At 53.4% G+C, this 24,868-nt stretch carries 23 protein-coding genes; 10 read left to right on the top strand and 13 right to left on the bottom strand.

Annotation, left to right across the window (positions count from 1 at the left end; all coding sequences use genetic code 11):
• Nucleotides 1-44 precede the first annotated feature (44 nt).
• From F7231_RS17290 to fabD, 3 genes are all read left to right on the top strand, one after another.
• Nucleotides 45-1,514: a UDP-N-acetylmuramoyl-L-alanyl-D-glutamate--2,6-diaminopimelate ligase gene (locus F7231_RS17290; protein WP_166692846.1), complete on the top strand. Its 1,470-nt coding sequence runs from the start codon at nucleotides 45-47 to the stop codon at nucleotides 1,512-1,514.
• 68 nt (nucleotides 1,515-1,582) lie between these two features.
• A complete protein-coding gene (gene mraY, locus F7231_RS17285; RefSeq protein WP_085411782.1) occupies nucleotides 1,583-2,794 on the top strand; it encodes a phospho-N-acetylmuramoyl-pentapeptide-transferase in 1,212 nt (403 codons plus the stop codon).
• Nucleotides 2,795-2,934: 140 nt separating this feature from the next.
• Nucleotides 2,935-3,819: an ACP S-malonyltransferase gene (gene fabD, locus F7231_RS17280; protein WP_085411781.1), complete on the top strand. Its 885-nt coding sequence runs from the start codon at nucleotides 2,935-2,937 to the stop codon at nucleotides 3,817-3,819.
• A gap of 118 nt (nucleotides 3,820-3,937) precedes the next feature.
• Here fabD and nfi read toward each other — a convergent pair whose 3' ends face one another.
• From nfi to F7231_RS17265, 3 genes are read right to left on the bottom strand one after another with little or no spacing between them, the layout of a single operon-like run.
• Entirely contained in the window at nucleotides 3,938-4,615 is a 678-nt protein-coding gene (gene nfi / locus F7231_RS17275) for a deoxyribonuclease V (protein WP_166692845.1), read from the bottom strand.
• 16 nt (nucleotides 4,616-4,631) lie between these two features.
• A complete protein-coding gene (locus tag F7231_RS17270) occupies nucleotides 4,632-5,693 on the bottom strand; it encodes a saccharopine dehydrogenase family protein (protein WP_166692844.1) in 1,062 nt (353 codons plus the stop codon).
• Complete coding sequence (locus F7231_RS17265) at nucleotides 5,690-6,136, bottom strand: hypothetical protein (RefSeq protein WP_166692843.1); 447 nt, start codon at nucleotides 6,134-6,136, stop codon at nucleotides 5,690-5,692. Before F7231_RS17265 ends, F7231_RS17270 begins: the two co-directional genes overlap by 4 nt.
• A 124-nt stretch (nucleotides 6,137-6,260) precedes the next feature.
• On the opposite strand from F7231_RS17265, the gene F7231_RS17260 reads away from it, so the two are divergent.
• From F7231_RS17260 to mnmH, 3 genes are all read left to right on the top strand, one after another.
• Nucleotides 6,261-7,193, top strand: coding sequence for a sugar phosphate isomerase/epimerase family protein (locus F7231_RS17260; protein WP_166692842.1), 933 nt, complete (start codon nucleotides 6,261-6,263; stop codon nucleotides 7,191-7,193).
• An 82-nt stretch (nucleotides 7,194-7,275) separates the two neighbouring features.
• On the top strand, nucleotides 7,276-8,019 hold the full coding sequence (locus F7231_RS17255; protein ID WP_085411776.1) for a pyridoxine 5'-phosphate synthase: 744 nt from the start codon (nucleotides 7,276-7,278) through the stop codon (nucleotides 8,017-8,019).
• An 84-nt stretch (nucleotides 8,020-8,103) separates the two neighbouring features.
• Nucleotides 8,104-9,147 carry a tRNA 2-selenouridine(34) synthase MnmH gene (gene mnmH / locus F7231_RS17250; protein WP_166692841.1) on the top strand — a complete coding sequence of 348 codons (1,044 nt, stop codon included), beginning with the start codon at nucleotides 8,104-8,106 and terminating at the stop codon, nucleotides 9,145-9,147.
• 80 nt (nucleotides 9,148-9,227) lie between these two features.
• Here the strand turns inward: mnmH and F7231_RS17245 are convergent, their stop codons facing one another.
• The 7 genes from F7231_RS17245 to F7231_RS17215 form a co-directional block, all read right to left on the bottom strand.
• Nucleotides 9,228-9,794: a hypothetical protein gene (locus tag F7231_RS17245; RefSeq protein WP_166692840.1), complete on the bottom strand. Its 567-nt coding sequence runs from the start codon at nucleotides 9,792-9,794 to the stop codon at nucleotides 9,228-9,230.
• A 259-nt stretch (nucleotides 9,795-10,053) separates the two neighbouring features.
• Nucleotides 10,054-12,579: a ribonuclease R gene (gene rnr, locus F7231_RS17240; RefSeq protein ID WP_166692839.1), complete on the bottom strand. Its 2,526-nt coding sequence runs from the start codon at nucleotides 12,577-12,579 to the stop codon at nucleotides 10,054-10,056.
• Between the two features lie 86 nt (nucleotides 12,580-12,665).
• Nucleotides 12,666-13,070 carry a hypothetical protein gene (locus F7231_RS17235; protein WP_085411772.1) on the bottom strand — a complete coding sequence of 135 codons (405 nt, stop codon included), beginning with the start codon at nucleotides 13,068-13,070 and terminating at the stop codon, nucleotides 12,666-12,668.
• 62 nt (nucleotides 13,071-13,132) lie between these two features.
• A complete protein-coding gene (lipB, locus tag F7231_RS17230; RefSeq protein ID WP_166692838.1) occupies nucleotides 13,133-13,849 on the bottom strand; it encodes a lipoyl(octanoyl) transferase LipB in 717 nt (238 codons plus the stop codon).
• Between the two features lie 57 nt (nucleotides 13,850-13,906).
• Nucleotides 13,907-14,878 (bottom strand): CPBP family glutamic-type intramembrane protease, encoded by a 972-nt coding sequence (locus tag F7231_RS17225; protein WP_166692837.1) that lies wholly within the window; start codon nucleotides 14,876-14,878, stop codon nucleotides 13,907-13,909.
• A gap of 74 nt (nucleotides 14,879-14,952) precedes the next feature.
• Nucleotides 14,953-16,647, bottom strand: a complete 1,695-nt coding sequence (locus F7231_RS17220; protein ID WP_166692836.1) for a glycerol-3-phosphate dehydrogenase/oxidase — start codon at nucleotides 16,645-16,647, stop codon at nucleotides 14,953-14,955.
• Nucleotides 16,644-17,087 carry a sterol desaturase family protein gene (locus F7231_RS17215; protein WP_085411768.1) on the bottom strand — a complete coding sequence of 148 codons (444 nt, stop codon included), beginning with the start codon at nucleotides 17,085-17,087 and terminating at the stop codon, nucleotides 16,644-16,646. Before F7231_RS17215 ends, F7231_RS17220 begins: the two co-directional genes overlap by 4 nt.
• 195 nt (nucleotides 17,088-17,282) lie before the next feature.
• On the opposite strand from F7231_RS17215, the gene F7231_RS17210 reads away from it, so the two are divergent.
• A complete protein-coding gene (locus F7231_RS17210; protein ID WP_229365051.1) occupies nucleotides 17,283-17,924 on the top strand; it encodes an AlbA family DNA-binding domain-containing protein in 642 nt (213 codons plus the stop codon).
• A 126-nt stretch (nucleotides 17,925-18,050) separates the two neighbouring features.
• Here F7231_RS17210 and F7231_RS17205 read toward each other — a convergent pair whose 3' ends face one another.
• From F7231_RS17205 to F7231_RS17195, 3 genes are all read right to left on the bottom strand, one after another.
• The gene (locus tag F7231_RS17205; RefSeq protein WP_166692835.1) at nucleotides 18,051-19,481 is read right to left on the bottom strand and encodes an alpha-L-fucosidase; all 1,431 of its coding nucleotides are present in this window, start codon (nucleotides 19,479-19,481) and stop codon (nucleotides 18,051-18,053) included.
• Nucleotides 19,482-19,586: 105 nt separating this feature from the next.
• Entirely contained in the window at nucleotides 19,587-20,351 is a 765-nt protein-coding gene (locus F7231_RS17200) for a hypothetical protein (RefSeq protein WP_166692834.1), read from the bottom strand.
• A 95-nt stretch (nucleotides 20,352-20,446) separates the two neighbouring features.
• Entirely contained in the window at nucleotides 20,447-21,496 is a 1,050-nt protein-coding gene (locus F7231_RS17195) for a lysylphosphatidylglycerol synthase transmembrane domain-containing protein (RefSeq protein ID WP_166692833.1), read from the bottom strand.
• Nucleotides 21,497-21,572: 76 nt separating this feature from the next.
• On the opposite strand from F7231_RS17195, the gene F7231_RS17190 reads away from it, so the two are divergent.
• From F7231_RS17190 to F7231_RS17180, 3 genes are read left to right on the top strand one after another with little or no spacing between them, the layout of a single operon-like run.
• Nucleotides 21,573-22,295, top strand: coding sequence for a glycosyltransferase family 2 protein (locus F7231_RS17190; protein WP_166692832.1), 723 nt, complete (start codon nucleotides 21,573-21,575; stop codon nucleotides 22,293-22,295).
• Between the two features lie 6 nt (nucleotides 22,296-22,301).
• Nucleotides 22,302-22,721 carry a DUF2304 domain-containing protein gene (locus tag F7231_RS17185; protein ID WP_166692831.1) on the top strand — a complete coding sequence of 140 codons (420 nt, stop codon included), beginning with the start codon at nucleotides 22,302-22,304 and terminating at the stop codon, nucleotides 22,719-22,721.
• A 33-nt stretch (nucleotides 22,722-22,754) separates the two neighbouring features.
• Nucleotides 22,755-24,860: a DUF7657 domain-containing protein gene (locus tag F7231_RS17180; RefSeq protein ID WP_166692830.1), complete on the top strand. Its 2,106-nt coding sequence runs from the start codon at nucleotides 22,755-22,757 to the stop codon at nucleotides 24,858-24,860.
• Nucleotides 24,861-24,868 lie beyond the last annotated feature (8 nt).

Here is a 24,868-nt window from a genome sequence, read left to right as displayed (position 1 = left end):
CTCTCTCCTATGTTGAGAGAGGGGCTGCCCCCCCTCATCAACCTATGCAACTTTCCGATCTTCTTTATAAAGTCTCTCTGCTCGCTACGGCGGGCGATATGAACGCTGAGGTAACGCACCTAACCATGGATTCGCGGCAGGTACGTGCCGGGAGCCTGTTTATCGCTGTGCGAGGCACCGTTTCAGACGGGCATGCATTTATTCCGAAAGCTATTGACCTGGATGCTACGGCCATTTTGTGCGAAGAATTACCTGCCGATCGGGCTGATGCGGTTACGTACATCCAGGTGGCCAATGCGCCGCAGGCGATGGGGATAGCAGCGGCCAATTTTTATGGACATCCATCCAAAAAAGTAAAGTTGGTGGGCGTGACGGGCACCAACGGGAAGACGTCGGTCGCTACGCTACTTTTCCGGCTGTTCACCTCGCTGGGGTACCGTTGCGGCCTGTTATCGACGGTACAAAACCAGATCGGCGATACGGTCATTCCTGCCACACATACCACACCAGACTCCATCACGACCAACGAACTGCTGACTCAAATGCTGGCGCAGGGCTGTACGCACGTGTTCATGGAAGTCAGTTCGCACGCCGTGGTGCAGGAGCGCATTGCCGGACTGCATTTTGTGGGAGGCATTTTTACGAATATCACCCACGACCACCTCGATTTTCACGGCACCTTCGATAAGTACATTAAGGCGAAAAAAGGGTTCTTCGACCAATTGCCCCGCTCGGCTTTCGCGCTGACCAACGCCGATGACAAGCGCGGGGCGGTCATGCTTCAGAACACACTGGCCCGCAAGGAAAGTTATTCGCTACAAACGCTGGGTACGTTCAAGGGCAAGGTACTCTCTGACGGGTTGTTTGGCCTCGAAATGCTGATCGATGAACGGCAGGTCTGGTTTAAACTCATTGGCCGGTTCAACGCCTATAACCTGCTGGCGGTCTACGGTGCGGCCGTGTTGCTGGGCGAAGACGAGGAAGAAGTATTGACCGAGCTATCAGCTACGTTACCGCCGCAGGGCCGTTTCGAGCAGGTCATTTCCGACAACCGGATTGTTGGTATCGTGGATTACGCCCATACGCCCGACGCGCTGCAAAATGTGCTGGAAACGATCACGAATCTTCGGCAGGATAACGAACAGGGTGTATTGCCCAGAATTATTACCGTGGTGGGCTGCGGCGGTAACCGCGATGCCGCCAAACGCCCCATTATGGCGCAGATAGCCGGGAAGTTTAGCGACCGGGTCATTCTCACGTCCGACAATCCGCGGTTTGAAGATCCGATGGCCATTTTGGAACAGATGCAGGCGGGCCTCTCGCCTCTGGACTACAAGAAAGCCCAGACCATCGAAGATCGCCGAAAGGCCATTCAAACGGCGGTGAGCCTGGCTCGTCCCAACGATATTATCCTGGTGGCGGGCAAAGGACACGAGACCTATCAGGACATTCAGGGCGTAAAACATGATTTTGACGACCGGCAGGTGCTTCGCGAGGCATTTCAAAACCACTAACTTTGGGCATAAATAGTGAGCGAATAGATGAATTCAATCAGTCGTTCATTAGAAACCACTTGTCATAAATGCTCTATTTCTTATTCCAGTACCTCGACCGCTCATTTGACTTCCCTGGTGCGAGGGTGTTCCAATATATTTCGTTTCGTTCGCTTGGTGCGGTGATCACCTCCTTGCTGATTGCGGCCATTTTTGGGCGGCGTATCATCGACCAACTCCGGAAATTACAGATCGGTGAGTCGATACGGGATTTGGGGCTGGAAGGGCAGTTGCAGAAACGCGGCACACCGACCATGGGCGGCTTTATCATCATGGCTTCGCTGGTCATTCCGGTGCTGCTGTTTGCCAACCTGACCAATGTGTACATCATTCTGCTATTGGTTTCGGCCATCTGGACCTGCCTGATCGGGTTTATTGATGATTACATCAAGGTCTTTAAGAAGAATAAAGAAGGGCTGGAAGGCAAGTTTAAAGTAGTGGGACAGATCGGCCTCGGCCTGATCGTTGGCCTGACGCTCTCGTTCAATCAGTACGTGCGCATCAGGGTGTATGACAAGCCGGTGGCAGGGGCCGTTGTGCGGCAGTTGACCCGCTACCATGACATTCATTCGACTGTCAGCACGATTCCTTTCGTTAAGAACAACAACTTCGATTACAGCTGGCTGCTCTTCGGCTTCGTTACAGACGACTATACCTGGATCATCTACACGTTGGTCTGTATTTTCATCATCACGGCGGTATCGAACGGGGCCAACATCACCGACGGTATCGATGGACTGGCGGCAGGTACGTCGGTAATTATCGGCCTAACGCTGGGGGTACTGGCTTATCTTTCGTCGAACGCCCGCTTTGCCGACTATCTCAATATCATGTTTATCCCCAATTCGGCTGAGATCGTAATTTTTTGCGCGGCCTTTGTGGGGGCGTGCGTGGGCTTTCTTTGGTACAACTCGTACCCCGCGCAGGTATTTATGGGCGATACGGGTAGCCTGATGCTCGGCGGCGTAATTGCGGTACTAGCCCTAACGATCCGAAAAGAACTGTTGATCCCGGTCATGTGCGGTATCTTCCTGGCCGAACTGGTTTCGGTAATTACGCAGGTGAGTTATTTTAAATACACGAAGAAAAAGTACGGCGAAGGCAGGCGAATACTCCTGATGTCGCCGCTCCACCACCACTTCCAGAAAAGAGGCTACCACGAGGCCAAAATCGTTACCCGCTTCTGGATCGTCGGCATCATGCTGGCTGTGATGACGTTGGTGACGTTGAAATTACGCTAACAAAAAATTTGATGTTTGTGCGGTCCGCCGCCGTGGTTTGACGTTTGTCGTCGCGCTGCTTGTTAACGTAGTCGTGATCTGGCAACACAACGACAAACGACAAACCGCAGCGGCGGACCGCACAAACATCAAACTAAATTATGAACGCATACATCTTCCCCGGCCAGGGTTCCCAGTTTAAAGGAATGGGCCACGACCTGTACCAACAGTCAGAACAGGCTAAAGCATTGATGGATCAGGCCGATCAGATCCTGGGCTTCAGCCTGACCAACATTATGTTTACCGGCACCGACGAGGAGCTGAAGCAAACCAACGTAACCCAGCCGGCCATTTTCCTGCACTCGGTAGCGAAAGCCCTAACGGTCGAAAATTTTGCCCCCGACATGGTTGCCGGCCACTCACTGGGTGAATTCTCGGCCCTGGTTGCCGCCGGTGCGTTATCATTTGAAGACGGTCTTCGTCTGGTAGCCCAACGCGCCGACGCCATGCAACGTGCCTGTGAACTGAATCCGTCAACCATGGCCGCCATTCTGGGCCTTGCCGATGCGGTGATCGAGCAAGTTTGTGAAGTAGTGAGCGCCGAAACAGGCGAAATTGTGGTACCGGCCAACTACAACTGCCCCGGTCAGGTGGTGATTTCGGGTAGTAACGAAGGCATCCGCGTAGCCTGCGAACGGCTGAAAGAAATCGGTGCCAAGCGGGCGCTGCCCCTACCTGTAGGCGGTGCGTTCCACTCACCACTGATGGAGCCTGCCCGCGCCGACCTGGCTCAGGCCATCGAAAACACACCGTTCCAGCAACCCCGCTGCCCGATTTACCAGAACGTAAACGCGCAACCGTCGACCGACGTAGCCACGATTAAAGCTAACCTGATTGCCCAGCTCACCGCTCCCGTCCGCTGGACGCAGTCGGTTGAAGCAATGGCCGCCGATGGGGCAACCCTCTTCACCGAATGTGGCCCCGGCAAAGTGCTGCAGGGTCTGGTGAAGAAAATCGCGCCAAGCGTTGAGGTAGCCGGAGTTTAATAATCAAATAGCCTGACCGGTGGGGCGGCCTGAATGGGGTTACGTAGCGTATCTCATTTAGTCCGCCCCACCGGTTATAGCTTTTCTACTGGCTGGTATCCGTTTTACCCGCTGGCGATCAGGGAGTCAGATGGGCCCGGCGTAGCGCGTTCACCAGATTGTGCGCCCGACGGGTTGGCTCGGGAATTCGGTAGCCGCCGTTGCACTGGAGCATGAGCGCCACCGACGTTTCCAGATCAATCAGGTTTCCGGGTGATACATAGACCGGATTCACCTTGTTTTTTGTGCGCAGCGCTGCGCCAATCACGTCACCCCGATGCAGCATCGGCGACCAGGCACCCCGCTCAAGTGCCGGCTCTTCATAGCGGCCAACCAACACCGATTTGCCACAACCCAGGGTTGGGCGGTTCAGCCATAAACCCGCATGGGCCGCAATACCCAACCGACGGGGGTGGGCAATGCCATGTCCATCGAAAACAACGACATCGGGCATGACGGTCAGGTTATTCCAGGCGTCGAGCAGGGCCGGAATTTCGCGAAAAGAGAGTAGTCCGGGTACGTAGGGAAACGACGTAGTAGCAATGGCCGTGGCTTCGGCAATAGTTTCGAGCGTATCGAGCCGCAAGACTACAATGCCAGCGTAAACGGTTTCTTCGAACTTGTTGAACGAAATATCGCAGCCTGCAATGGTCTCGACCGGGCCCGTAAGGGGCTGAATACGTACCTGGCTGCGTATCTGCTGCTGAATGGCAATGGCGGCCTCGGGACTGTCGGGCCATTCGTGTAGAGGATTCATCGTGTTGAGTTTAGGGTTACCCCTGCCGCGTTACGCCATCGATCTCCAGTACCAGATCGCCACCATAAAGGCCAGCCGGGGTTTGAAAACCGGGTTTAACGCACCCGCGAAGTACTTTTTTCGTGATAATTAACGCCGACAGGGCTGTGAGGGTATATCCTTCAGGTCCTGTTAGTCGAGCTTCTACCGTCTTTCCATTTTTATTGCCCACTCGGCCCCATACCTGCGTTTTTGCCTTTGTGCGGGTGGCTTCATCAGGGCCGGTTACACGTTTTGTAACTTGTTGACTTACCCATTGCTGTACGCTTTTACGCCGTAACAGCCAGTTAAACGAGTTACCCAGCTTTGCCATTCGAATGCTACCCGGCGTGCTGCCAATAAAGGTCTCGATGTTCAGAATACCCGTAGTGTAGAACGCCGTTGATACGTCGCCCCAGGGAATGCTCATGCAGGGTACTGTCTGGCCGTTGGCGAATGTCACGTTCAGTACCTTGTGCGCATAAGGCACAGTGGTCAATTTTCCGTTTGCCCGAACCAGACCGCCCTGCCCCAGGTTGTCGACCGCCGTTTGGGCCGTACCGTGCGATAGTGAACCGCCCTCATTGGTAAACGCCAACTGCAGGTACGTGGCATCGGGTAGCTTGTGGTACAGATATTGGGCCAGGCAGTCGGTTGGAACCACATCGAATCCCACACCCGACATGAGCATAACGCCCCGCTCGCGCGCCTGCCTGTCCATTGCTGCTCCCTGCTCAAATACGGCTACTTCGCCGGTAATATCCAGGTAATGCACCCCGTTTCGCAGGCAGGCCTGTTGCATGGGCAACGCCGTTTTCGAGAAGGGGCCGGCGCAATGGAGCACCACAGGTACGTCACGCAGTGCGTTGTTCAGGGCTATCTCGTTAGTCAGATCGGCCACCCGATACGCCAGGCCATACTGCTCAGCTAACGGGCGTAGTTTGCCTTCATCACGACCGCAGAGAATTGGGTTCAGGCCAAACTGAGCCGTTTTTTCCAGAATCAGGCGGGCGGTGTAGCCATTGGCTCCGTAAAGCAGAAACGTGTTTGGCGGGTTCATGATCTGTGGTTTAGCCAGCTAAAGATAGCGGCCGTGGCTAGTCCGCCAACCACGTACCAGGCCACCGTGAGCGAGGCCGTAGTAGCGGTGCGGCGAACGGGTTCGCTCCCAAGGCCCATGAGCTCAGACAGGGTAATGGCCCCAGCACCGGCCAGAGCGCCCAACACAGCGCCGACGGGCCACGCCGCCTGCGGCTTTGCCAATCCAATCAAACTGTAATATAAGGCGTTGGACGTTAAGTCGCCCGCGAGTGCGGTAGCATACAAGGCATTGCCGGTGGGTGTTGGCAGGCCCGTGGCTTTCGTAATTTTAATGATCCCCCGCTTGCCCAATTTATCCACGCGCGGCGCTTCGGGCTCGAACTGCCGAACGGTTTCGTGGAGTACGTTTAGAGCCACGGCACCACCTAGTCCGCTTAGTAATGCATTTGTTAAAGTAGTCATGTTAGTTCGTGTGCTTTTTACTGTAACAAGCCACGTCGCCCTTGGGCGGTGAATTGTTGTTTATCGGCGTGGGCACTCCCTAAAGGGGGGCTACACCAGCAGTCACGAAAATCCGTTTCCAAAAATGTCCCGTCTTTCCCGTCGCCAAACGCTTGCTGCTCTGGGTACGTTGCCAGCAACCTCTTTCCTGAAGCCGCAATCTTCACCCATCAAGCCGAAGGCCGCTCCCTTTACCTTATGCCTGAACATGAGCACCATCAGAGGGCAAAAGCTGGGCTTCATTGGTGAGTTGGAAGCAGCTTCGAAAGCCGGATTTCGGTCGGTGGAGGTGTGGGTGGGTACGTTGCAGGACTACCTGAAAACAAATACGCCTGCCGAAGCCCGTCGCCGACTGGCCGATCTGGGCATCACCGTAGAGAATGCTATTGGCTTCGCACCCTGGATCGTTGACGACGCCACGGCCCGGCAAAAAGGACTCGATCAGATGAAGCTGGAAATGGAGCAGCTGGCGCAGATTGGCTGTAAACGCGTAGCCACGCCACCCATCGGTGCGCAGAATGCCGACGCACCACTAATCGACCTGCGCCGGGCAGCCGAACGGTACCGTACCCTACTCGATCTGGGGCAGCAAACGGGCGTAAATCCTCAGCTTGAACTCTGGGGCTTTTCAAAGAACCTGAACCGACTCTCGGAAGTGATGTACGTAGCCGCTGAGGCCAATCACCCCAATGCCCGCCTGCTGCTTGACGTCTATCACCTCTACAAAGGTGGTTCGGGCATTACAGCCCTACCGATGGTCGGTAAACAGGCCATTGAGGTATTTCACGTGAATGATTACCCCGCCACGCTACCGGCTGCCCAAATTACCGATGCCGACCGTGTGTACCCCGGCGATGGTGTGGCTCCCATCCGCGAGATTCTGAAGATCATTCAGAACCCCGACCGGCCGGTGATTCTGTCGCTCGAAGTATTCAACAAAAACTACTACGCTCAGCCTGCCGATCAGGTTACCAAAACGGCCTACCAGAAAATGCAGGCGATGGTAGCGGGGCTGTAGATCCGAACCGCAACCGGGCAGACGTGGTTACCTTAGCATCACTAACCTTTGATCACTGTTAACTGATCACTGTTCATTGAGTATGACTCGTCTGTCAGTAAACATCAACAAAATAGCCACCATCCGTAATGCACGCGGCGGCAACAATCCCAATCTCGTACAGGTCGCCCTCGACTGCGAACGCTTCGGCGCGCAGGGTATCACGGTGCACCCCCGCCCCGACGAACGGCATATACGCTACCAGGATGTGCTGGATCTGCATGAGGTGGTGACCACCGAATTTAACATCGAAGGCAACCCCGACGAGCGGTTCATCGACCTGGTCAAGCGCGTGAAACCCGCTCAGGTGACGCTTGTGCCCGACGCACCTGACGCTATTACCTCGAACGCCGGCTGGGACACAATCCGGCACGCCGATCACTTGCGGAAGCTGATCGACACGTTTAAGGCCGACGGCATCCGGGTATCTATCTTCGTCGATGCCGACGAGCAAATGGTGGAAGGCGCAAAAGCCGTGGGCACCGACCGCATTGAGTTGTATACCGAGCCTTACGCCACCCACTACCCCACCGACCGCGATGCAGCCGTTGCGCCGTTTGTGCAGGCGGCCAGAAAAGCACAAGAACTGGGCCTCGGCCTGAATGCCGGTCACGACCTGAGCCTCGAAAACCTGCGTTTCTTCGCCCAACACGTACCCGGCCTGCTGGAAGTATCGATTGGTCATGCGCTTGTCTGCGACGCGCTGTATTTCGGACTAGAAAATACGATTCAGCTTTACAGAAGGGAGCTATCAGAACTTCATTATCGAACTAGCGGCGTTTTGTAGCGATTGGTTGTCACGCATCAGGCCTGGCCAGGTTAGTATTACTAGCCAGTATTTATATCTCAGGTTGCCTTTTTATATAGATTCATGCCTCTCTCCGTCCTCGATTTTCTCGCACAAGCAAAGACCCTTCCCATCATCGACGTTCGGTCGCCGGGTGAATTTGCGTACGCCCACATTCCGGGAGCAGTGAGCATGCCTCTGTTCGATGATACCGAACGGGCGCAGATTGGTACAACTTATAAGCAGGTCAGTAAAGACGCCGCCGTATTGCAGGGGCTTGACATGGTTGGGCCTAAAATGTCGCATTTCGTGCGTGAAGCCCAGAAATTAAATCCAGCAGGGAAGCAGGTGCTGGTACATTGCTGGCGGGGTGGCATGCGGTCTGGATCGATGGCGTGGTTGCTAAACACAGCCGGCTTACAGGCCACCACACTGGAGGGTGGTTACAAGGCCTATCGCACGGAAGTACTTGCCTCGTTTGCCGAACCTAGAAACCTGATTATTCTGGGGGGGAAGACAGGCTCAGGCAAAACCGACATTTTGAAGCAACTGGCCGCTCAGGGCGAACAGGTCATTGACCTGGAAGGGCTGGCCCACCACAAAGGCTCGTCGTATGGTGCCATAGGGCAGTTGCCGCAACCCTCAAGCGAGCAGTTCGAGAATCGCGTCTATGAACAATGGCGTCAGCTCGACCCTGCCCGACGGATCTGGCTAGAAGACGAAAGCCGGAGCATTGGCAGATGTTACGTGCCAGTACCACTCTGGCAGCAAATGCGCACCACCACCGTTGCTTTCATCGACGTACCCAGAGACGTTCGGGTACAACGGCTGGTGCAGGAATATACCGGGATCGATCATGAGTTACTGGTCGAGGCAACCAAACGTATCGAGCGTAGGCTGGGTGGTTTAGCCGCTAAACAATCGTTGGCTGCCCTGGAGCAACAAGATTACGCCACTGTAGCCGACCTGACGCTGGTCTACTACGACAAAGCGTACCTACACGGGTTGGCCGAACGCGCAACTGACTTAGTCCATCAGCTGCCTGTCGCGACAGATAATCCATCGCAAACAGCTTCGGAACTCATTGCCTGGGCTGATGTGCACACCGAAAAAGGCGTTTTGCGGTAAACGGTCTGCCTAGGCAACTCTAGGCCGACAATTTGGCTGTTGCATCCATCTTGCTACTGTATTTACCAAGACCAGACGCCTTATTTCTTTGGCTTCATATGCCGGATCACTTCCTGCTTGGGAAACGCCAGCCGCCAAACGGCTAATTGCTCTTTTTGCTTGCCAAAGCAGGTTTGACTCAGCGCATTACCCGTTGGAACAGCCGCATTGTACACGAAAAGCGTGTCACCAATTCGCTGAATATTACTCGATTGCGGCAGCTTATTTTCTGCGTTGTACAAATACGCATCCAGCACTTCACGCTCTTTCGACGATAGCTTCTGGTTTTGCAAATCAGCCGCTCCCAACAGGCTGATGGCCATACCATAGCGTTTGGCCAGCGCCTGCGTTTTGGGTAAGTCCTGAAGCGTACAAATAGCAGCAGCCTCATTGCCTTTTGCCAGTTCATCAGCAGCTTCTTTCTCAGCAATTGCCACTATCTGCTCGCCCCAGCTATCCACCGCTTCAGTCAGGTCGGCATTGGTAAGACGGCGCACTTTTTTGTCGGACATTTCCTGCTTCAACTTGTCGGTGTACTGAATCCGATCAGGGTTGCAGGCTAGCAGTGTGAGTGATAGGAAAAGAGTGTGAAGCAGAATTCGTAGCATCGTTACTGGTATTTACCCAGGAAACGCTAGACAAAGCCGTTGGGTTGCAGGTACGTTGCTTTTGGTTTTTACTACTTAGCGTTGTGCTACTTCATGTAGTAGTGCATTGCTTCCGCGTGGCCCTTCGACCGAGCGCTTTCAACGGGCTCAGGACCTGAAGCAAAAGCGATACACTATGACGCGAAGCAACAAACACCTTTACCCAACAAAAAACCCCGCAACGACTTACCGCTGCGGGGTTTCAACATTGATCAGTACGTTACTTGCCTCGTCCGCCGCGGCGATTCTGTCCTTTTGGAGACGCGCCTTTTGTACGTTTGGCTTCGGCACCGACGGTTTTTGAGCGACTACCCGCAGTGGCTTTCGACGAGGCCTTACGACCACGGGCGGCGTTGCGCTGGTCATGGTCGAGCGGACTGTCGGAACGGCGGCTACGGCCTCCACCCGAACGGCTGCTGGCTGAATCGCGGCTGCTTCCTTCCCAACCGTCTTCGGCGGTTTTGGCGTTGTCAGTAATCAGTGCGAAGTCGATGCTGCGACGGGCCAGGTTAGCTTCTTTTACGCGTACCGTTACGGCATCGCCGAAGGTGTACATCTTCTTCGACTTACGGCCGATGATCCGGTAGTTGTCTTTATCGTACTCGTAGAAATCGTCGGTCAGGTCCTGCATGCGCACGAGGCCTTCACAGCTGTTTTCCGGAATCTCCACGAAGAAGCCGAACTCGGTAACGCCGGCAATCACGCCCGCGAACTCCATGTCTTTCGGCATGCGGCTCATGAACTCCACCTGCTTGTACTTGATACTGGCGCGTTCGGCTTCGGCGGCCACTTTTTCGCGGTCGGAGGCATGTTTGCAGCGCGCCTCCAATGCTTCCCGGTCAACCGAGCGCCCTTTGTCGAGGTAGTGTTGCAACAACCGGTGCGCCATCATGTCGGGGTAGCGGCGGATGGGCGACGTAAAGTGCGAATAGCGGGCGAAAGCCAAGCCAAAGTGACCCAAGTCTTCGGTGCTATACCGCGCCTTCGACATGGTCCGTACGGCCAGTTGCGAGAGCATACCCTGCTCGGGCTTGCCTTCGATCTGCTCCATAAACTTGTTCATCGACCGCGACAGGTGCGTATCGTCGACGTTGAGTTTGTAGCCTAACCGGCGGGCAAATTCCGAGAAAACGCGCAGCCGGTCTTCGTCGGGCCCTTCGTGAACCCGATACACCATCGTATTGGCCTCGTCGCCTTTCGACAGACGCATCACAAACTCGGCGACCCGCTTGTTGGCCAGCAGCATGAATTCTTCAATCAGCTTATTGGTATCCTGCCGAATCTTCGGAATCACTGCCAGCGGCACGCCATTCTCGTCGAGCTTGAAGCGAACCTCCGGCGTTTCGAAATTGATGGCACCGTGCTGAAACCGTTCGTCGCGGAGTTTGTGCGCCAGTCCGTTCAGGAGGGTCAGTTCCTTCACGAAATCACCTTCCCCGGCATTCAGGATATCCTGCGCCTCTTCGTACGAAAACCGGCGGTCGGAGTGAATCGCGGTGCGGCCAAACCACTCCTTGCTGATTTTCCCCTCATCGTTCATCTCGAACACAGCCGAAAACGTCAGCTTGTCTTCGTTGGGCCGAAGCGAACAAACGCCGTTCGACAGTTTTTCGGGCAGCATGGGCACAACGCGGTCTACCAGGTAAACCGACGTGGCGCGTTTGTAGGCTTCTTCTTCCAGTTCGGTGCCGGGCGTTACGTAGTGCGTGACGTCGGCAATGTGGATACCGATTTCGTAGGTGCCATTATCAAGGTATTTAACCGACAGGGCATCATCAAAATCCTTCGCATCGACGGGGTCGATGGTGAACGTCGTGGTCGTGCGGAAGTCGCGGCGGCGGGCAAACTCAGCCTCGTCGATCTCCACCGGAATTTCTTCCGATTCTTTCTCCACTTCTGCCGGAAACTCGATTGGTAAGCCAAATTCAGCCAGAATGGCGTGCATTTCGGTGTTGTGGTCACCGGCTACGCCCAGCACGCTCATTACCTCGCCTTCAAAATGCCCATCGCGGTCGTCGCTTTCGGGGTATTTCGTGAGACGTACAATCACCTTTTCGTTCTCATTCGCCCCACCGAGCTTGTCAGCCGAGATAAGAATATCATGGTAGATACGGCGGCTATCCGGGGTCACAAAAACCTGGTTGCCATGCCGTTCCAACGTACCTACGATCTCAGGTTTGCCGCGTTCGGCAATGCTCACCACCCGACCAACAATGCGCCGGGCCATTTGCCGCGTGCCGCGTTGCCGCGAATCGCTGAAAGCAATGACCCGAACCATATCGCCATCGATGGCCCCGCCGAGGTCTTCGGCCGGAATCCAGATGTCGTTATCGCGGTCGCGGGTGCCGTTATCGGGGACGATAAACGCAAACTTGACGTTGACGTGCTCGACTTTACCGAGAATGGTATTCTGGTTCTGGTTGAACTGAAACCGCCCATCGGGCAGGCGGGTCAGACGGCCTTCGTCGTGAAGTTCACCGATCAGGCCCTGAATCATTAGTTTCAGCTTCCGGTCGTCGGCATCGAAATTCTCGACCACATCCATCGTGCTCCATTGGCCCGTGTTATTGATCTCGAAAAAAGCCGCAACGTCGTTTTTCAGCTCGTCGATATATGAATTCGCTCGTTTGAAACCAGCCGGTCCTGCCGGGCTGACTTCTTTGCCATAATTACCCCGGCGGGTGCTGCTTTTCTGCTGCCCCTGCGCCGATGGTGATTTGGCGTATTTAGTTTGTTTGGGTTTCATTAGGAAAAGGGTTTGACGGTTGAGGTTTGTGATTTGATATTGCGCTACTGATTAGCGGAGCAGCATCAAATCACAAACCTCAACCGTCAAACGTGTAGTATGCCTTCCAGCCCGAGCGCGGGTACGTTGACCAGGTGTTGCTCGGTGATGCTGTCGGGCACGAAGATGAATTTTTTGTCGTAAATCTGGTTGCCAACATAATAGCTGACCCAGTATTCATTATTCAGGTGAAACACATCGGGAATAATGGTTTCAATCAGTTCGTGGGCATTAGGTTCAATCGACACAAAGAAGTGGCGGAGGGTAGCCGTTTTCTGTTCTTCGCCGTCTTTTTCGCCGTACCCACGCGAGGTTACGAATACAGTATGAATGGGTTGCTCATTCTGATTGATGAGAAACACCTGCCAGTCATACTCGTTAATCTCATTCAATTTGCGGGCCACAACTACCTGTATGCCCTCAACGGGTAAAAAAGGAATGTCTTTTTTCATTGGAAAGAAAAGAGTTTCAAGTTTTAGGTTTCAGGCAGCTGCCTGAAACCTAAAACTTGAAACTAACCAATTGTCATATCAAACAAATTAATCAGGTGCCGCTGCACGTGTTGCGCTACTTCGGCTACAGGAACCGGGTGGCCTAGCTCCTGCTGCATAGAGGTCACAGCTTTATCGGCAATACCACAGGGCACAATATGCTGAAAATAACTCAAGTCGGTGTTGACGTTCAGGGCAAAACCGTGCATGGTTACCCAACGGCTCGCTTTTACACCCATTGCGCAAATCTTCCGTGGGCCTTTTTCGTCATCGAGCCACACACCCGTCAGGCCTTCGATCCGGCCGGCGTTGATACCGTATTCACCGATAGTCAGGATAATAGCCTCTTCCAGTAGCCGCATGTAGCGGTGAATGTCGGTAAAGAAATTATCCAGATCCAGAATGGGGTACCCCACCAGTTGGCCAGGACCGTGGTAGGTTATATCGCCGCCCCGATTGATGCGGTGATAGGTGGCTCCAATCTGTTTCAGAAACTCGTCGTTGGCCAGCAGGTGGCTTTCGTGTCCGCTTTTCCCGAGGGTATACACGTGTGGGTGTTCACAGAAAAGCAGGTAGTTAGGCGTTGGCAGCTGCTCGTCGGGCGAGAGCTGACGGTTCGCAATCTTGCTCGCAACGGTGTCGGCAAACAGCCGTTCCTGCTCGTCCCAGGCGGTTTGATAATCGATCAGGCCGAGGTCGCGGATAGTTACTGATTTGTTCTGAAGCGTAGTGATACTCATTACAACTAGAACACGCTGAGGCGGTAAGGGGTTCAGCGGCATGTCTGTTCAACGGCGTTACATCTTCTGCCAGAACGTGGCGGCTTCCATGAGCCAGGCAATGCCGATGTGGATGAACAGGCCACCCCAAATGCTCCGTGTCGATAAGGCCAGCACACCCAGAATATAGCCGCCAACTAACGACGAAACGGTTTCGCCCAGCGGCCGGCCGAAGTGGATCGTTGCGTACCAAACGATCATCGGCAATACAGGACCGGACCACGAGAGGCCGGACTGCAAAAGCCCGCTGGGTACGTTATGTTGCAGGATTCGGCTCATACCGATGACCAGGAAACCGCGAAAGAGCAATTCGGTCGGCACAAAATCCCAGCCGTAGGCCAGTTCATACCCCAGCGCTGTAACCCACTCGGGCACGTTCAGCGCCTCATGAGCGCTCGTATTTCGGTACGTTGGGTAAGCCTGAAGAAAATCGGGCTGAAACGAGGCGTAGAGGATAATCGGCACCATCAAGGCCAGCAGCGTAGCGTATACAAGTAACCCTTTACGCTTGGGCTGCATGCCGTAGAACCCATTACCCGGCTTGTCGACCAGTAGGTAGTAAAGCGCCAGCGGCAACACAATAGTGACGAGCGAATGGACATTGCTCAACACCTTATAAGTATAAACGTAGAGCCCGAAGTTGGTGATCTGCTTCGCCCAGTCAGCATGAGCGCTGAAACCAGCGTAATAGGAATAGGCCACTAGTGCCAGGAGTGTATGCCACCAGAACCAACGGTTTCGCCAGATGTCGCGGCGGTTATGAAACACACCCCAGAGCCAGAAAGCACCGTAGTAAGCCGTGGCGTACAGGCCCAAATACCAGACAGGCCGCCAGGCGCTATACGGTTGCCGGTCAATGAGGCCATTTTCGACGCTAAACGTGTAATTGACAGCGATTAACAGCCCGATCCACAAGGTCGTAGCCAGATATAGGCCGGGCTTAAAGTCGGCCCGCAGGTAGGTACGTATGTCCCGGAGGAGTTCGGTCATAACTAATTTCGTTTATCGTTTTCTGTGGTGCGCATCCACAGCCGCGCAACACAGAAAATGATAAACGAGCTCTATCAAACGCGAAACTCAACGGTTCCGGTCGCTTTTTGCAATAGCCCTTCGATATGCGCCCGGAATGTGGCCATTGCCTGTTCCTCCTGCTCAGGTGTCCAGCTACGTTCAACGGCTAGCAGACGAGCCGTAACGGGTAGTGCTTCCAGCGTCGCTTTCCAGTCGATGAGACCGAGTCGGATACGGCGCATCAGCACGTCGGACAGGGTTTGCGCCATTTCAGTACGGGCGGCATAAATTACTTCGGCTTGAATGAAGGGGTGATCGTTGGCCAGCCGGGTAACCCAGTCAGGTTCTTCGCGCAACAGACGCAGCACGTTCAGCGCATCGGTGCCGTAGGTATTGGCCAGGTGGTCGAGCACGTCGGTGGGGTATTCGGGATAGCTATCGCTCAGGTGCTTGCGGTAAGCCCGGTTATACCCCTCGGCTCCCTGCAACAGCAACGTCTCGGTTTGGCAGGCAGCCAACATACCCGGCGCAACCGAACCTTCAGCCGCCAATAACTGACAGCAGGCATCCACGGTCTCCTGCGCCATCAGCCGGTAGGTGGTCCATTTGCCACCCATAATACTAACCAGGCCCGAAACAGGGTCAATTTCTACTTCGTGGTCGCGCACCAGCGCCTGGCTCGACGCATTGGGGTCAGCCTGCAACAGCGGACGAAGCCCGGCAAAGCCACCTGTTAGGGCGTCGATAGGAATCGGGGCCTTTACGTACTGATTTACGTGGTCGAGCAGGTAAGTGGCTTCGTCAGGGAGCAACGCAGGTACGTCACCAGGATTGGCTTCAGTATCGGTTGTCCCAATGAGCCATTGCCCGCGCCACGGAATGGCAAAGAGCACGCGGCCGTCTTTCGTCTTCGGCACCAGTAGCGCAGCCGGTTCAGTTTGTCCGGAAGCCACGGGTAAGGCCGTACCCGCCAGCACTACGTGAGCGCCTTTGCTGGCCCGCATCCTGACGCCCTGTTTAGGGTTAGCTCCCTGCCGCATCGTGTCGGCCCGGGTACCTGTTGCATTGATAAATACCCTGGCTTGCACCGAAAACGAAGCCCCTGTCAGCTTATCAACGACCGAGACCGAGGTTATTTTCCCGGCGTTATCGGTGTTTAGTTTGTCAACCAGAATGTGGTTAGCTACCGCCGCGCCCTTCGCCGCCGCCGTTTGTACCATACTCAGGTTCAGCCGAATATCGTCAAACTGACCATCGTAGTACATCACTGCGCTGTGCAGCTTATCAGGGTCGAAAGCGGGGAAATGCCGGACTGCACTCGCCTTACCAAGCCAACGACTGGGTGCCATGCGGCGACTGCCCGCCAGCAGATCGTATATTTTCAGGCCAATGGCATAATAAGCGCCCTCAATCAGATTGTTTACGGGCGTCAGCAATGCCAACGGATGGCACAAATGCGGCGCAATGTGCAGCAACGTCCGACGTTCGTGCAACGCCTTTCGCACCAGCGACAGCTGTTTAGGGTCAAACGTCTTAACGGCCTGCTCCAGATACCGTACCCCGCCATGCACCAACTTGGTAGACGTACCTGACGTACCCGCGCCGAAATCGTCGGCTTCGAGCAGGGCTACGCGCAGCCCTCGGCTGGCAGCATCAACGGCACAACCTGCCCCCGATGCGCCCGCGCCAATGATGCATATGTCAAACGCTTCGGTTTGCAGCCGGGATAGGTTGGCAGAGCGGTTCATTTCTTATCGTATTTCCTGGGTGCATACAAGAACCCGAAAGCTTCAGCGCCTTCGCGGGTGTGTACCTTGTGGTGCACATAATGAGCCCGCATGATCCGAATCAGATACGGGTTTGTCGCTTTAAAACTAATTTTTATTCGGCGGTGCACAATGATGTCGTGGAACACAAAATAGCCGATTCCGTAAAGCGTAACGCCAATTCCGATGGGTGCCAGATACCATAACGAGGGTATCTCGAACCCGACAACAACCAGGCCAACAGCCACGCCGCTGAACAATACGCTAAAGAGGTCGTTCACCTCAAAGAAGCCCTTGTGTGCATTGTGATGGGAGTGGTGCCAGTTCCACATAATGCCGTGCATGATGTATTTGTGCGTGAACCAGGCCACCCCTTCCATGGTGATCAGGGTAGCTAAAGCGATGGCAACGTTTGTAAGCATTTTTGCGTTTATAAAGTAATCGCGGTTGAGTTTAGATAACGGCCGGCACGACCGAAAAGTTGGCAACTCGGCCAGCTGCTAAGTTAAGCATTCAGTAGGCCTCGGCGGTGTACCGCTTGCAAATCCGGGCGGCGGTTGTACATTTAGGTGTGATCGAAACGCATCATGGTGGACAGATCAAGTACAGACTATAAAATGCTCAAGGAACTGGTTCGCCGGGGCGAAGGGCATTCACTTGAGTTCAAACTCAAGACAAATCACCCCGAAAAAATTGTTCGGGAAATCGTAGCGTTCGCCAACACCGACGGCGGTACGCTCTTGATTGGTGTCGGCGATGATGGCACCATTCCGGGCCTCAAATACGCCGATGAAGACGAGTATCTGCTCGTCAGGGCCATTGAAAAATTCTGCTTTCCGGCAATCCATTATACCCTCGAACGCATTCCGCTCCACGATGAGCGTGAAGTGCTGTTATTCCGGATTCCGCGTAGCCAAAATCGTCCGCATTACGTCCTGCCCGACCCGGCTGACCCTGATAATAAGAAGGTGTACGTGCGGGTAGCTGACAAATCGGTACAGGCCAGTAAAGAGGTTCGGGAAATTATGAAAGGCGTGCGCGCCGACCGCAACGTGCGCTTCACGTACGGCGACAAAGAGCGCGTGTTGATGAATCACCTCGGCCAGAATACGTCAATTACGGTCGATGCATTTGCCATGCTGGCCAATATTCCCCGGAAAATCGCTTCCCGCACGCTGGTACTGCTCGTATTAGCCAACGTACTGGATATCCACCCCAGCGACGTCATGGATAAATACACGACGAAGCTCGTAGCGTAAAAAGGGACCTTTTTCGTACAGGCCGTTACATTCCATAGGCAAGCACTGCGTGGCCACCACGAAGTAGTACCGCCCACCCGGCGGAATGCCTGCCAGCATCCAGAAGTACGTTTCTTTACACGCCGGTTAGCTGACCTTAAACACCCAGGCGGGTTGATTAGCTAGTTGCTGACGCACCTTTTCGGGTACGTTCACCACAACCCCATTGCCCGATTTTTTCCAGTTGAGCGGCTGTTTACTACCCAGGATAAGCACCGTTTTGGTAGGCGTAACGGGCAACGTCAGGGTAGCTGGCAACTGTGACTCAGTCTCTTTAGGTAGGTACGACGCGTAGGTGGCTTGCCCGTTTTGGGTTAAAGCCCACTGCTCCTGCCGGTACGGGGCCAGCGGTTTGGTGCCATAAATTGATTCGCCATTGACCTGCATCCAGTTGCCAATCTGCGTCAGACGCTGATACGCTTCTTCATGCCATTCGCCATCTGGACCCGGCGCGATGTTCAGGAGCATATTGCCATTTTTAGCCACCACATCGACCAGAATCTGCACCAGTTTCCGAGTTGATTTGAAATTCTCTTTAGGAATGTACGACCAGCTATCGCCCATAGTCAGGCAGGTTTCCCAGGGAATGGGCATGTAGTGGTCGGGGATTTGCTGTTCGGGCGTCACGTAATTCTCGAATTCGCCCGAAACGGTGCGATCGACCACCAGCAGGCCGGGCTGTTTCTGGCGGGCCATTGCCGCAATCCGGGCCATGTCAATATCCTGGTCAAACGGGATAGTACGCTGCCAACTCACGGTTGAATCAATGCTGCTGAAAGGACGTACCCAGCCGCCGTCGAGCCACAGAATGTCGACCTTCCCATAGTCGGTCATCAGCTCCTGAATCTGGTTGAAGGTGAAGGTTTTGAACTTCGTCCACTCCTCGGGGTATTTCTTCGGGTCGTAGTTGACGTTACGATCCTTGGGTGGGAAATAGGGCTTCCAGTAGTGCTCGGTATGCCAGTCGGGCTTCGAGAAATACGTACCTACCATAAAGTCTTTAGCCCGGAACGACTGTAAAATCTCCTTCGTCACGTTGCTGCGGGGATTCGACGAGAATGGTGTTTTGGGGCTCGTGATCTTGTAGTCCGTCTGTTTGGTGTCGAACATGCAAAACCCGTCGTGGTGCTTGGTCGTAAAGATTACGTATTTCATACCCGCCTGTTGCGCTGCTGCCGCCCAACGGTCGGGGTTGAATTTTACCGGGTTAAACGTTGTCTGTAGGGCCTCGTACCCTTTTTTGTATTCATACCAGTTACCGGCGGTGGGGCCTTTGCGTTCGCACCAGCCTTCATCTTCGGGGCAGAGCGACCACGACTCTACGATGCCACGCTCACTATACGTGCCCCAGTGCATCAGCAGGCCGAATTTCACATCCTGCCACCTACCGAGCTTCTGTCGAACGGCTTCATCCTTAGGCCAGATGTAGTTGCTGTGGTTCTGTTCGGAATGCTGCTGGCCAAAACCGACTGTCGACAACAGCAGACTACTGCACAGTGCCAGGTACGTTAATTTCATAAATCGTTCACTTTTAGAATTTTACGACGTTTCATTTTAGAGCAAAAGTTCATCTCTACTTAGATCAGCAGGATAACCTTGTGCCTTTTGGGGCTTGCCCTACTGCTATTCCACCACCTCGGCGGCGCCCATAGCATCGAACAGGGTATGCCAGTAACGGGTAACGGTAGGGTTATTCTCCTTGGCCGATGCCGTAGCGGCGAAAGGTAGCACCAGCCGAATTGATGGCGATCCAATGACGTACTGAGCTGACAGCTGTTTAGCATCGGCCTTAGCCCATTCGTCGGCCTGTTCGTTACTGGCGGGGGGCGTTTTATGAAAATCGCGGCGGCCAGGCGTATTCATGCTCTCGACCATATCGCTCAAATAATAAGCACGTACCTGACGGCCCGACTCATCGGCCTTAGCCAGCACATCGAGGCTACCCCACAGGTCGGTGTGCTGATTAGACAAAGTAGTGTTGGCCTGGTCGAGTTTGGTCAACACCTGCCGCTGCATAGTAGCCTGTTCGCGGGTAAGTTGCAGTTCGTAATCGGTTTGGGCAGCTTCACGGTCGGTGGGGCTAGCTCCTTCCGCATCGGGCAACTGGGTACGGGCCGTTAGCGAGAGGGCGCGGGCTTTGGCGGTATTATCGTGCACGAAATACACCACCACCTTATCGCACTTCTGATGTACGTTCTCGGCAATGGCTTCGCGGATAACGCGCTCATACATAGCCCTTGCTTCAGACAGGCTATTGTTGCTCAGGCTTTTATCGATAAAAAACAGCGTATAACTCGGTTCATCAACCGCTGCCTGGGTACGCTCCTTTTTATCGGAACAAGCGGCGAGCAGGAGTAGCAAAAGGGGCAGGATAATAAAATGATTCATAGCGGGCAGTTCACGCAATAAGCGTTAAGAGATTGCTTATCGGACAAAGACTATTTTTAATTGATACAGCCAGGAATAAAGGCTGGCTATGTCCGTCATAGCGGCTTCGATTCCTGATTGTGTTTATCGATCAGTGAAGGAATAATCAAAAAGCTGATACCGCTTAAAACTACATTCATCCCGAAGCCAATAGCATGCATGAATGTGGCCATAACGGTGCTCTCTACAATAGAGAAACCATACAGTACCAGAGCACGACCTACTAAAAAATGATAGGTACCAATACCACCCTGCGTTGGTACTGCAAGACCACCCAGCGACGATACAGTCAACACCATGAGGGCAGACGTTAGTGGGACATCTTGCGTGTTGGGCAATGATCGTAACAGCCAGTAAGTCGTTATCCAATAGAGAAATTGGTTTATGAAAGCCAAGGCAACGAACAGAGGTGGGTTTGGCAGCGTTTTGATAGCCGAAAACCCATTCCATAAGCCGCTCATCACGGCGGTAAGCTTTAGGCCAATCGGGTGCGTTGCCCAACGATTTCGCAAACGGCCAAAGGTCAGTACGCCAATCAATACCACCCCAATGACCAGCCCAATAGCCAAGTAAGTCAACCAGCCTCTAGACAGAAAGGAGAACGACGTAAAGAACGAGGCAATTCTATCCAATTCGAGCAAAAACGTGAGACCAATTACGAGGAGCAGCATAAGCATATCCAGCACCCGTTCGCCTACGACTGCTCCCATAGCATGCGCTATCGAGATATTGTCGGTTCGTTTCAGCGTCAGGCAACGGGTTATCTCGCCTGTACCAGGAATGATCATGCTGGCGATATTTCCCGACATAAGTGCGATAGTGCACCTAAATGTTGTGGGGCTGTAACCTAAGGCCATTAGTGATTGCTGCGCGCGTTTCCCACGCACGAAATAAGTGCTTATCGTCCCCACCACCGCTAGGGTCACCCAGCCATAATTAGCTCGCCCGAACGCGTTTCCAATAGCTACCCAGGAGACGTCCCTCAAAGCGAAATAAAGAAGTAAAATGGCTGTGATAACCGCTAGAATACGCCTGACTGATGATTTTTTGTACAAGTTGCGATGTGGTCTGAATGATTGACCAAAGCTACTAACAATTTGTGGCATGAAATTTGGCACGGAGAAACCAGCGATCTAATTTTGATCATTGCAGTAGTCTAGTTTCACAGCCCATACATCATTGATGAGTACGTCGCCGCATATTCTGGTTGTTGTTCCTTGCTACAACGAGGAAGAAGCCATTGCCGGCGTTGTGGCCGATATCAATCAGGTACGTGATCGGTACGGCTTGAATCTCGATGTCCTGGCAGTCAATGATTGCTCAAAAGACAACACACTATCTGTCTTACAGCAGCTTAACTGCCTTCACCTCGACTTGCCGGTCAATCTGGGTATTGGCGGTGCTATGCAGGCTGGCTACCGGTATGCACACCGTAACGGCTACGACATTGCCATTCAGATAGATGGTGACGGACAACACCCGGCCGATGACCTTCCAAGCCTGATCAAACCTATTCTTGATGATAAAGCCGATGTAGTAATTGGCTCCCGGTTTCTAAAACGAGCTGGTTTTCAATCCTCGTTCATGCGCCGGTTCGGAATTAAGTATTTTAGGTGGCTCAACAGAGTGTTGATCGGATTAACCGTTCACGACAGCACATCGGGCTTCAGGGCGTTTAACAAACGCACCATCGCACTCGTTGACCGTTATTATCCCGATGAATATCCAGAACCTGAAGCAATTGTACAATTTGGCATGCGTAATCTGCGTATTCAGGAAGTACCAGTAACCATGCGGGAGCGGCAGGGCGGCATCTCGTCAATATCGGTCATTCAGTCTGTCTACTACATGGTTAAGGTTACCATGGGCATACTATTCATCTTTGTTCGATCACAGAAGCAATAGGCCATCATGGAATCCCTACCCGTAACGATCCAGTACCTTAGTCTCATTGGCGCATTAGCCTTCATGGGATTCATTGCCCGGCTTATCACCAAAGGCCGACTGCGGGAAGAGTATTCGTTTATCTGGATAGCCTGCACCGTTATACTGATCGTTTTTTCGATCTGGCGAAACGGGTTGACCGTTGTATCCCACCTGCTGGGAATCTATTACCCACCTTCGTTAATCTTCCTGGCGGCTACGTTCGCCATCATCATTTTCCTGGTCCACTTGTCGGTCGTGATTTCCAAACTCCAGCAATCCATAAAAGACCTGGCCCACGAGGTGGCTTTTCTAAAGAAAGAAGTAGCTGAGCGCTCTTCCAACGGCGAAAAAACACCATCCGCTGGTAGCAAATACCCGGCAGAGTCACCCGTTGACCTGCTGTAATACCCCAACCCAGACGTATCGCTTTACCTATTTATGTCCAAAAAGAAAAAGGGGCAACCTCTTCAACCCCCTGTCAGACCAGCAACGAGTTCGGTAGTTGAATCGGCTGCTACACGGCTAAAGCCTGCCGAATCCTCAACAAGCAAATCGCCGGTCATCCCTGTAGATGATGATTTATCGTTTACATTGATTCGCTTCGATAAGCGGGTGAAATGGTTTTGCGGTATCGTTGTTGGCTTGTTCATTCTACTTTCGTTAGCTAAAATCCATACCTCATCGATCCCCGTATGGAACCAGATTCTGCCCGACGGCTCTGATCTGAAGCGCGGTCTGGTATCAGGTACACCCCGGTCTATTCGGATGGACGAATGGTCGGCAATGGTTCCGTTTGTGATATCGCAGGCTAATAATGGGTACCCACAAGAAAACCCAGCCATCGGCGGTGGCAAACCAGGCCTTGTCGTCTATTTGCCAATCAAACATTTTATCATGGCCTTCCGGCCAAACTACTGGGGCTTCGGTTTTCTGGACCTCGACCGCGCCTTTGCTTGGAACAACCTCTTCTATCCGTTCTTTGGCTATTTATTTACGGTGCTGCTCATGCTGATTCTGACTAGAAATCAGTTCTGGTTGTCAGTTTTTGGTGGTTTATGGCTTGTCTTATCACCTGGCATTGCTTGGTGGTCTTTTTCGCCGCTTACCCATGTTTTTTCCGGCTCCATCATTCTTATTAGTTCACTTTACGCCTTTTATGCGCGAACGCTCAGAACCCTATTACTGGCGGGGGTAGTCTTTGCTTGGGCGGTTGTGACGTTTGCCCTGAACCTGTATCCGCCTTATCAGGTGCCCTATGGTTATCTGCTTATCTTCCTGCTGATCGGATTTATCTGGCGCAACTACCGGAAAGAGGCGCTGTTTGACCAGTTACTGACTAAAGTCATCACGTTTGGCCTGGCTGGTCTGGCTATTGCGGCAGTGGTCTACGCCTACTACACCGACGCTAAACCAACCATCGACGCCATTGCCAATACCGTTTACCCAGGCAAACGCAGCGAATCGGGCGGTACAGGTTTTGTAGCTAACTGGCTCTCTGAATATTACTCAGGGTGGCTACTGAACGACCAGAAGTTTCCGAGCACCTGGATGAACATCTGCGAATTGTCTCATTCTGTTACGTTCATGCCCGTAATTGCAGTCTCGATGGCCGTCTATGCCTACGTGACCAAAAAGTACGACCCGCTCGTGCTGATCATCCTGGCCTACTCCATTGTGCTACTAATTTGGATCGAAGTTGGTTTCCCTACGTTTCTGGCCAAAGCAACCCTGCTGGATGTTAGCCCTACCCGCCGCACACAGGTTCCGCTGGGCATAACTAACGTTATGCTTGCTGTATTGTATCTGGCCTACATCCGGGGTCGTCAGATTACCCTATCGGCTTCAGTAAAAACCGGCCTCATCGCTTTTGCCGTTGCCTTTATGGTCTATGCGGCCTGGCTCAACATCAACGATGCCGGTGGTCTGTATCAGGCCCATCAGTTGTTTTTCCTAACGCTCTTTTTCATTGGACTGCACTTGCTGCTGCTGCCTGTTACCAATTTTGGGCGGAAAGAAGTATGGATTGGCCTGGCTATGGCGCTATTCTCGCTACCCAGCCTGGGTATCAACCCCATTGCTAAAGGGTTATCACCTATAACAGAGCATGCCCTTTACCAAAAAGTACGCGAGATTCACTTGCAGGACCCCACCGCCCGCTGGACGGTTATGGGCGATGTGCAGAACAGGCCATATGTAACCTATATGGTCACGGCTACCGGTGTCAATCAGTTGAGTGGAATCAAGTTTATCCCTGATTTCAAGACCATGCGCACCCTTGACCCCACGGCAAAACGCGACTCAGCCTATAACCGCTACGCCCATACCGTTTACACATCATACATCAACGGTACCGATTCAACCATCATCGTGAATCAGTTCGAAGATGGCTATCTGGTGGCACTCGACCCCTGCTCGCCAAAGCTAAAGACGTTAAACGCGAAGTATTTTATCTTCGAAAAAACCCCGCAGCCAGTTGAAACGCGGTGTATGACGCAGGTGGCTACGCTCGGAAACCTGACCATTTATAAGCGTACTGATTTTTAACCTCGTTT

Origin of the sequence: Fibrivirga algicola (assembly GCF_011742925.1) — a bacterium.
Classification (GTDB): Bacteria; Bacteroidota; Bacteroidia; order Cytophagales; family Spirosomataceae; genus Fibrella; species Fibrella algicola.
This window is presented reverse-complemented; position numbering and strand designations above follow the sequence as displayed.